The organism is Micromonospora phytophila (assembly GCF_023656545.1).
GTDB classification, from domain to species: Bacteria; Actinomycetota; Actinomycetes; order Mycobacteriales; family Micromonosporaceae; genus Micromonospora; species Micromonospora phytophila.
In genome coordinates this window covers 1-8,721 of record NZ_JAMOKF010000238.1, presented here as the reverse complement: position 1 = coordinate 8,721, position 8,721 = coordinate 1, and the positions used below count along the sequence as shown (strand labels likewise).

Genomic DNA, 8,721 nt, shown 5'->3' with positions numbered 1-8,721 from the left:
GGGCGGGAGGCTCGGGGCGTACGGCTGCGGGAGCGGCGACCGGCGCGGGGCCGGCGGCGGCCGGCGGCGCGTCGGTGCCGGCGAGGGTGAGCCGGCGCTCCATGCGTTCCAGGCGCTGGAGGAGGCCGCCGGTCGAGTCGTCGGCGCCGGGCAGCAGCATCCGGGCGCAGATCAGCTCCAGCAGCAGCCGGGGCGCGGTGGTGCCGCGCATGTCCACCAGGCCGTTGTGCACGATGTCGGCGCAGCGGGACAGGGTGGCCGGGCCGAGCCGCTGGGCCTGGGCGGCCATCCGCTCGATCTGGTCGGAGGGGCCGTCGATGAGGCCCTTGGCGGCGGCGTCGGGCACCTGCTGGATCACGATCAGGTCGCGCAGCCGCTCCAGCAGGTCGGCGGCGAACCGGCGCGGGTCGTGCCCGGCCTCGGCCACCCGGTCGACCGTGGCGTACGCGGCCGCGCCGTCCCCGGCGGCCAGCGCGTCGCACATCTCGTCGATCAGCGCGGAGTCGGTGACGCCGAGCAGCGCGGCGGCCCGGGCGTAGCTGACGCCCTCCGGCCCGGCCCCGGCGATGAGCTGGTCGAGCACGGAGAGGCTGTCCCGGGCGCTGCCCCCGCCGGCGCGCACCACCAGCGGGAAGACCGCCGGGTCGACGGTCACTCCCTCGGCCTGGCAGAGCTGCTCCAGGTACGGCCGCAGCACCTTCGGCGGGAACAGCCGGAACGGGTAGTGGTGGGTCCGCGACTTGATCGTGCCGAGGACCTTCTCCGGCTCGGTCGTGGCGAAGATGAACTTGACGTACTCCGGCGGCTCCTCGACCAGCTTGAGCAGGGCGTTGAAGCCCTGGGTCGAGACCATGTGCGCCTCGTCGATGATATAGATCTTGAAGCGGCTGCCGGCCGGGGCGAAGAAGGCCTTCTCGCGCAGCTCCCGGGCGTCGTCGACGCCGCCGTGGCTGGCCGCGTCGATCTCGATGACGTCGATCGACCCGCCGCCGTCGGGGGCCAGCGAGCGGCAGGACTCGCACTGCCCGCACGGCTCCGGGGTGGGGCCCTGCTCGCAGTTGAGCGAGCGGGCCAGGATGCGGGCGCTGGAGGTCTTGCCGCAGCCCCGGGGGCCGGAGAAGAGGTAGGCGTGGTTGAGCCGCCCGCTGCGCAGCGCCTGCGACAGCGGCTCGGTGACGTGCTCCTGCCCGATGACCTCGGCGAAGGTACGCGGCCGGTACTTGCGGTAGAGCGCCAGCGTCACTCGTCCCGCCTCCTCTCGACCGAGCCATTCTGCGCCGGTCAGCCGCGGGTGACCACCCACCCCGCCGGTCCGGCACGGACGCCCCGCTTGATCAACTCGGTTCCCCGGATATCGCGGTGTCCGAGCGCCCGGGAGACCCCGACATCAAGGACATCGAGTAGATCAAGGGGCGGAGAGACAAAAAGGCCTCCCGTGCACCCGGCAGAGCTCGCTTATCCTTGCTGCCTTCCGGCCCTGGGGAGGTTCACGAGATACCGCCGCACGGGAGGTGCCACCAACCTTACCCGACCGCCGGTCGATCCTCCGGGGGTGGTGGGGTGGCCGGGTCGCCGGGGACCTGTATCCTGGCTCGCGGAGGATTCGCCTAGAGGCCTAGGGCGCACGCTTGGAAAGCGTGTTGGGTTTACACCCTCACGAGTTCGAATCTCGTATCCTCCGCTCGCCTGAGCAGCACGAAGGGCCGGTCCCCGCGGGACCGGCCCTTCGTCGTATCCGCCTGGTGTCCGGCGAGGCGACGGTGACCGCCGCCATGGCCAGACCGGCCAGCGTGCGTCGGAACCTCATGCGCTCCCCCAATATGTGATCAACAGGTCGGCCGACGCTATGGGGGCCTCAAACGGGTCGGACAAACGCATTCCCGCCCGGGCGGGCGGAAGGGGTACGCCGAGGGCGAGAAGGCGCAGCTTCGCCGCCGAGCAGGGCCAGGCGATGCCGCACGCGTGGCAGCGCCAGGTGGGACGGGTCGGCAGGTGTTCGCGGCGGCGGCTCACAGCGACGGCACCTCGACGGTCCGGGCGCGGTCGACGCGCACGAAGGCGTAGCGCTGGCGGGCGCGCAGCGTGCCGTCCGGGTTCACCTCGTGCCCGCGTAGTTCGGCCCAGCGTGCCCCCTCGAACGGGCCGACGCTCAGGATCTCGGTGATCCGCAGGGTCAGGGGTCCCTCCCCGAAGCGGTAGGCGTCCGCGGGGACGCGGATGGTCGTGCCGACGGTGAGGCTCATCCGTGGCCTCCGGTCGACGTCGGCGCTGTCGGGGTTCGCACGGGCGGGCCTCCTTCGCGGTGGAAGGGGCCGCCCCACCTTCGGCGCCAGGGCGGCCCCTGACTGACGTCGACCGCCGGGCTCCCTCGCCTCCACCGGCCGCGCCGTCCTTCGTGGACCACCCTCCAGCGCGTCATCAGACAGGTACACCGCGTAGCGATATGGTCGGCAGATATCCGGGACATCCGATGGAGGGGCCGTGAACGACGCGCTCCGGGTGGCGCTGAGCGACACCGGGCACACCACCGAATCTCTCGCCGAACACGTCGGCGTCGACCCGAAGACCGTCGCGCGATGGCTGACCGAGGGCCGCATCCCACATCCCCGGCACCGCTTCGCGGCGGCCGAGGCCCTGCATCGGGACGTGTCGGACATCTGGCCGGACACAACGAGACGTCGGGACCCGATCTGGTTCCGCCCCTGGCAGGAGATCGAGCGCGAGGCGGTGTCGCTGCGGTCGTATCAATCGGCCGTGCTGCCCGGCCTCCTCCAGACCGAGGCGTACGCCCGCGCGGTGCTCGCCGGTGGTGGCCTGCTCGCCCGCGACGACATCGAGCGGCACCTGGCGGCCCGGCTCGGCCGCCAGGGGATCCTGCGGCGCGACGGCCCGCCGCAGTTCACGGCCGTCATCGACGAGGCGGTCCTCCGCCGGCCGGTCGGCGGCCGGGCGACCATGCACGAGCAACTGCTCGCCCTCGTCACGGCGTGCGCCGAACCGCACGTTCGCATCCACGTCGTGCCGTCCTCGGTCGGCGCCTACGCGGGCCTGAACGGGCCGTTCGTCATCGCCAACAGCCACGACCACCGGGTCGCCGGCTATCTCGACAACCAACTCCAGGGACAGGTGGTTAGCGACCCGGAGGACATCGCGGCCATGATGACAGCGTGGGAGAACGTGCGCGGCGAGGCGCTCTCCCACTGGCAGTCAGTCGATCTCATCACGGAAGTGGCGGAGACATGGAGCTGAACGGCGCGCGGTGGCGCAAGAGCAGCCGCAGCAGCGGCAACGGCGGCGACTGCGTCGAGGTCGCCGACAACCTGCCCGGCGTGGTCGGCGTCCGGGACTCCAAGGACCCGGCCGGGCCGGCGCTGCTCTTCGCGCCGCCGGCGTGGCGGGCGTTCGTCGCCCGGATCACCGAGCGGGCCTGACCGGACCACCGGAAGCGCCTGGCCCGTCCAAACGGGGCGCTCCGACGTCGACGGCGGCCTGGTCGAGCCGGCCACGGGCCGGACGCCGGCCTGAGGCCGCACGGGCACGTGCTCCCGCCGTTCGCCGGGTACGGTCGCCGGTGTGGCGGCGGGAGCGGATCCGTCGTACACATGTTCCATCCACAGGCTGTGGACGCCGGAGGGGCTCGGATGGGTTACCAGCTCAGTGCGGTCGTCGCGGACGCCGAGTTGCTGCGAGCGCAGACCGCCGACCTCGACCACGCGGTCCTCGGCGAGCTGCGCCAGGACTTCGCGCTGCTGCCGGTCACCCCGCAACTGACGCAGGAGCTGACCGGGTCGCTGCCGGACTTCGCGGTCGAGGAACCCGACCCCGAACGGCCGTTCCACCTGGTGCTCTCGCCGGCCCTGGGGGAGGTGCTGGCACGCTGGTCCCGGCAGGGGCCGGTGGCGTACCTGGAGGCGGAGTTCGCCGGTGGGGCCGGCTACCAGTCGGCGGTCGTGTGGCTCGGCGGGTCGCTCGCGTGGGGTCCCCGCTTCGACCGCGCCTTCGACGGCCCGCGCCCACAGTGGCCGCTCAACGCCGCGCTCACCGAGATCGGCGTGGAGCCCGGCGCGTGGATCGACCCCTTCGCCGAGCTGGGCCTGCACGTCGAGCGGAACACCGAGGGCTGGCTGGCGCACGGGCGTCGACGGCTGAGCGCCGACTACTGGGACGACCTGGCCGAGGAGTGGGAAAACCGGGAATCTGCCGACGGGCAGCAACCTGAACGCCCCCATCCCGTTGGGGACTGGGGGATTCCATGAAATTGCGACAATTCGTCTTCATCGCAACGCTGCTGACGGCTGCCTCGATCGCCGGGAGCGGCGCGCGTCCACAGGGGCCGGTGACCGCCGGGCTGCCGGCCGGCTCCGTCGAGGTCGTCGACCTCGAGGGGCTGCACGACGTCGAGTTCGGCGACACCGAGGATGAGTTGACCCGGCGGGGCATCCTGCGTACCGACGTCGACGCCTGCGGCCCGGCGCTCGCCGGGCACGACACGATCAGCCCGATCTTCGTCGACGACCGGTTGGTGCTGCTCTGGCTCGGCGACACGACACGCACCCCGGAGGGGGTGACCGCGGGCAGCCCCATCGGGGAGGTCTGGGACAGCTATCCCTCCGTCCGCGAGCTGGACGCTCCACAGGGGACGTACCGGTTCGACGGCCTGCTCGCCCGGCAAGGCGACCGGGCCTACCTCTTCCTGCACGACGGTCAGGTCGTCCGCAAGATCATCGCCGGGTACGCCGAGTGGGCCCAACGCCTCTTCGACGAGGGCCACAGCCCCTGCTGAGAGCGGGCCGGGTGCGACGGCCCGCCGAGGGTCCGGGCCGACCACTCAGGAGACCGCGGCGGTCAGCGGCTTGTGCGCGCCCTGCCCGGACGGTAGAGACGACGCATGCATCGGGTAACCACCGTCATCCTGTCGGTGATCTGCGTGGCGCTGCTCGGCGTCGCCACGAACGTCGCCACCGGGGCGCTGCCCGACCGCTGGTCGCCGTACCTCTGGCTGGCCTGGCCGCTGCTGATCCTGCTGGTCCTGGCGCTGGTCGTCGTGGAGATCCTCCGGGCGCGCGAGCCGGAACAGATCACCGCCGCCGGCGCGGCCCGGCGGGTGCTGCTGGAACGGGTACGCCGCTACTGGGTGACCAGCGTGCTGGAACGCTCCCTGCACGAGGAGGCGCGCATCGAGTTGGGCATCGCGGCGACCGCCGACGACCGCCGGCACCCGTGGGCACTCGAAACCAGCAACCGGGACGGGTTCACCGGCACCCTCGACCACCAGACGGCGATGTCGACCCTCTTCGACCGGCTCGACCGGGCGGTGGTGATCCTCGGGGCGCCGGGCGCCGGGAAGACCACGACCCTGCTCGAACTCGCCCGCGACCTGCTCGACCGGGCCGAGGCCGACCCGGACGCGCCGATCCCGGTGGTGCTGAACCTCTCCTCGTGGGCGACCCACCGCCGGCCCCTCTCGCGCTGGCTGGCCGAACAACTCGGCGAGCGGTACGGGATCCCGTCGGCGCAGGCGACGGCCTGGGTCGACACCGACGAGATCCTGCCCCTGCTCGACGGCCTGGACGAGGTGGCCGACGAGCACCGGGACGCCTGCGCCGCCGCGATCGCCGACTTCCACGCCCGCCAACCGCTCACCGCGATCGCGGTCTGCTGCCGCCAAGTGGAGTACGGACGGTTGAACCGGCCACTGCCCGTGTACGGGACGGTGTCGATCCGACCGCTGGACCGGGCTCAGGTCGAGCGCTACGTGGCCCGACCCGAGCTGGTCGGCCTGCGGGACGCCCTCACCGCGGACCCCGGGCTGTGGCAGCTCGCCGACTCACCGCTGCTGCTCAGCATCATGGCGCTCGCGTACCTCGACAGTCACGACGAATGGATCGCCGCCGCGGCGCCCCTCGGCGGCACCGGCCGGGAGCGGCTCTTCGCCCGGTACGTCGACACGATGCTGCGGCGACGGCCGCACCGGCGCTACCCGCCCGAGATGACCCGCTCCTATCTGGCCTCGCTCGCACGGGAACTGAGCCACCGGGAACAGACGCTCTTCGTGCTGGACATGATCGACGAGAGCTGGTCACCCCGGTACCGACGGCTCCACCGGGCCAGCCGGATCGCTCCGGCCGCCGTCGTGGCCTGCCTGGCGCTCGTGTTCCCGCCGATCGGATGGTGGTTCTCCGGCTGGCCCGGCCTGGTCGCCGCCGTCGGCGTGGTCGCCCTGATCCCGACCCTGGCCCTGGTGTCCAGCGTCTACGACAACCTGTTGAACCTCAGCATCGCCACCGGGCGGGACCGGTCGCGGGAGACCTACGGCTGGTTCGTGGGCTCGCTGATCAACCTGCTCCTCGTCTTCGTCGACGAGAGGGCCGGCGTGGTCGGCATCGGCACGCTCGCCGTCGCCGTCGGCGCGCTCGGAACCGGGCTGGACGCCGACGGTCCGACCCTGGCGATGGGCATCGCATACGGCGCGGGCTTCCTCGTCGCCGCGCTGGTGACGTTCGCCGCGTGCGGCAGCGCCCAGGTGGCGCTCTTCTTCCGCCCGGCCACCCTGCGGGCGGACCGGCACGAGCTGCCCAGCCCGCTGTTGCGGCAGCGCCTCGGCTTCGTGCTACCCGGCCTGGTCCCGCTCGGCGTCGCCGCCGGGGTCCTCGCCGGGACCATCGTCGCCGTGCCGGCCGACGCGACCCGAGGCGCCCGGTTCGGGGCGGTGCTCGGAACCGGGGCGATGCTGGTGGTCCTCGTCGTGGTGGCGCTGGGCCCGATGGCCGAGCAGCTGCTCGTCCGGCGCAGGCTCGCCCGGCAGGAGGTGCTGCCGTACCCGCTGCTGCCCTTCCTCACCCACGCGGTGCAGTGCCTCTTCCTGCGCCAGGTCGGCGACGGGTACATCTTCGTGCACCGGGAACTGCTCGACCACTTCGCGGCCGGGGTGCCGGACGGGAACGACAGCGACCGCGCCGGGGCGCACCCCGGAGTGCCCGCGACGAGCGCGGAGGGGACGACCGGCTGAGACGAGGAAGCGCCCGGGAACGTCCCGGGCGCTTCAGTGGTTGGCGGTGGCGGCTGAGCAGCGCCCCGGCACGCTTTCACCCATCTGGCGTCCTCGATGCCGATGGGTGTTTCGCGTAACGCCTGCGCACTGTGGAGCGCCTTCTGGTCGGCGGGCCAGGGTCCGATCCCGGCCCGCGTCGCGTATCGGATCACGAACGGGGAACGATGAGCCGAACAGCACACAGGGGCCGGCGAGCACGGATCTGGATGGTGGGGGTGGGCGCGCTAGCCCTCCTGGCCGCCGGTGCGGGCACCGCCGTGGCGGGCAGCGACCGGTCCGCCGACGGCAGCGCCGCGAAGGCGCAACTGGTCGCCGACAGCACCACGTCCAAGGTCAACAAGACGCCGAAGTCTCCGCAGCCGGGACGGAAGCCACGTCCCACCGCTTCGCCGACGCCCAGCCCGACCGCCAGCCCGACGCCGACCCCGACCACCACCACCTCGCCTCCGAGCACCGACGTGAACGTGCAGATCCCGATCCCGGGGTACGTCACCGGCTTCCGGTTCGGCGACATCCTGGTGGACGAGGCACGCGGCCGGGTCTACATCACCGGAGGCAAGGGCACCGACGGTCTGATCGTCACCGACCTGAACGGCACCGTCCTGCGCACCCTTCAGGGCATCGCGCCGGGGGCCGCCGGAATGACGCTGAGCCCGGACGGCAGCAAGCTCTACATCGCCGCCGGCGACCAGGACTGGCTCAGGATCGTCGACCTGGACACCTGGGAACTGGACGGGCAGTTCACCGGGAAGACCGACGGGACCATGACGTGCCCGAAGGACATGGCCTTCGCGGCCGGCCAGCTCTGGGTTTCGTGGGGGTGCGAGAACGAGCCGACGGCGGGCATCGGCCGGGTCGACCTCGCGACCGGCAAGTTCTACGTGTACGCCGTCAACGCCATCGACACCCGGATCACCTCGGCGATGCTGCTGGCCACCTCGCCCACTCAGCCCGACATGCTGATCGCCGGCGCGACGGGTAGCAGCCCGGCCCTGCTGGTCCGCTTCGAAGCCACCGCGACGGGGCTGGTCCAGCGGGCGATCAGCCGGACCGACGGTGGCTCGGTCGCACAGTTGGCGGTCACCCCGGACGGCACCGAGGTGATCGTCCCCTCGGGCGCGCCGTACTACCACCCGGTCCTGCGCACGTCCGACCTCGTTGAGGTGCGCCGGTATCCGACCGTGCCGTACCCGAACGCCGTGGCGATCCGGCCCGACGGCCTCGTCGTCGCCGGCACCAACTCGTCGTACGACAAGGACGTCTGGGTCTTCGAGCCGGGCGGCACCACGCCGATCGCCACGTACGAGTTCGGGCACCTGCCGAACCAGGAGACGTGGGCGCACAACGTGGTCAAGGGCGGGTTGACCGTGTCCGGCAACAAGATCTACGCGGTCACCGACCAGTTGGCCGAGCCGGAGATGGTGACCTTGCGGATCCGTACCCTGCCCTGACACCCGACGCGCGGCCCGTCACCGACAGGCCGGGCGATCGGCGAAAAGCCCGGTCGATCCTCGCGGATCGACCGGGCGTTTTCGCTGTTCATGAGCGGTGGCGGCGGGATTTGAACCCGCGGAGGGCGTTAACCCTCACACGCTTTCGAGGTCTGCGACCAACCGTTCGCCGGCCCTCGTAGGCGTTCATGAGCAGGGATGGGGCGTCGGTCGATCTCC

8 protein-coding genes, 1 tRNA gene and 1 other RNA gene are annotated in these 8,721 nt (G+C 72.1%); 7 read left to right on the top strand and 3 right to left on the bottom strand.

From position 1 onward, the window contains the following. The coding region (locus NCC78_RS22890) for a DNA polymerase III subunit gamma and tau (RefSeq protein ID WP_250796954.1) at positions 1-1,243 on the bottom strand (1,243 nt) is incomplete at its 3' end. A 181-nt stretch (positions 1,244-1,424) separates the two neighbouring features. Beyond that, an RNA gene (ffs, locus tag NCC78_RS22885) (signal recognition particle sRNA small type) lies at positions 1,425-1,514 on the bottom strand. Between the two features lie 82 nt (positions 1,515-1,596). On the opposite strand from ffs, the gene NCC78_RS22880 reads away from it, so the two are divergent. Continuing rightward, positions 1,597-1,681, top strand: a tRNA-Ser gene (locus tag NCC78_RS22880). A gap of 328 nt (positions 1,682-2,009) precedes the next feature. On the opposite strand, the gene NCC78_RS22870 is transcribed toward NCC78_RS22880, so the two are convergent. Further along, positions 2,010-2,243, bottom strand: a complete 234-nt coding sequence (locus NCC78_RS22870) for a hypothetical protein (RefSeq protein WP_250796953.1) — start codon at positions 2,241-2,243, stop codon at positions 2,010-2,012. 238 nt (positions 2,244-2,481) lie between these two features. Here NCC78_RS22870 and NCC78_RS22865 point away from each other — a divergent pair, with 238 nt between their 5' ends. The 6 genes from NCC78_RS22865 (at position 2,482) to NCC78_RS22840 (ending at position 8,502) form a co-directional block, all read left to right on the top strand. Next, positions 2,482-3,249, top strand: a complete 768-nt coding sequence (locus NCC78_RS22865) for a helix-turn-helix domain-containing protein (protein WP_250796951.1) — start codon at positions 2,482-2,484, stop codon at positions 3,247-3,249. Further along, positions 3,240-3,431 carry a DUF397 domain-containing protein gene (locus NCC78_RS22860; RefSeq protein ID WP_250796950.1) on the top strand — a complete coding sequence of 64 codons (192 nt, stop codon included), beginning with the start codon at positions 3,240-3,242 and terminating at the stop codon, positions 3,429-3,431. Before NCC78_RS22865 ends, NCC78_RS22860 begins: the two co-directional genes overlap by 10 nt. A 210-nt stretch (positions 3,432-3,641) precedes the next feature. Beyond that, complete coding sequence (locus NCC78_RS22855; RefSeq protein ID WP_250796949.1) at positions 3,642-4,256, top strand: hypothetical protein; 615 nt, start codon at positions 3,642-3,644, stop codon at positions 4,254-4,256. A gap of 32 nt (positions 4,257-4,288) precedes the next feature. Beyond that, entirely contained in the window at positions 4,289-4,783 is a 495-nt protein-coding gene (locus NCC78_RS22850; RefSeq protein WP_308220936.1) for a hypothetical protein, read from the top strand. A gap of 105 nt (positions 4,784-4,888) precedes the next feature. Then, a complete protein-coding gene (locus tag NCC78_RS22845) occupies positions 4,889-7,009 on the top strand; it encodes an NACHT domain-containing protein (RefSeq protein WP_250796947.1) in 2,121 nt (706 codons plus the stop codon). 248 nt (positions 7,010-7,257) lie between these two features. After that, complete coding sequence (locus NCC78_RS22840; protein WP_250796945.1) at positions 7,258-8,502, top strand: WD40 repeat domain-containing protein; 1,245 nt, start codon at positions 7,258-7,260, stop codon at positions 8,500-8,502. The last annotated feature ends 219 nt before the right edge of the window (positions 8,503-8,721 follow it).

What these genes read in the sequence shown, in the direction of transcription:
- NCC78_RS22870 (WP_250796953.1), bottom strand. Translation starts at nt 2,243, where the DNA reads ATGAGCCTCACCGTCGGCACGACCATCCGCGTCCCCGCGGACGCCTAC.
- NCC78_RS22860 (WP_250796950.1), top strand. Translation starts at nt 3,240, where the DNA reads ATGGAGCTGAACGGCGCGCGGTGGCGCAAGAGCAGCCGCAGCAGCGGC.
- NCC78_RS22855 (WP_250796949.1), top strand. Translation starts at nt 3,642, where the DNA reads ATGGGTTACCAGCTCAGTGCGGTCGTCGCGGACGCCGAGTTGCTGCGA.
- NCC78_RS22845 (WP_250796947.1), top strand. Translation starts at nt 4,889, where the DNA reads ATGCATCGGGTAACCACCGTCATCCTGTCGGTGATCTGCGTGGCGCTG.
- NCC78_RS22840 (WP_250796945.1), top strand. Translation starts at nt 7,258, where the DNA reads ATGGTGGGGGTGGGCGCGCTAGCCCTCCTGGCCGCCGGTGCGGGCACC.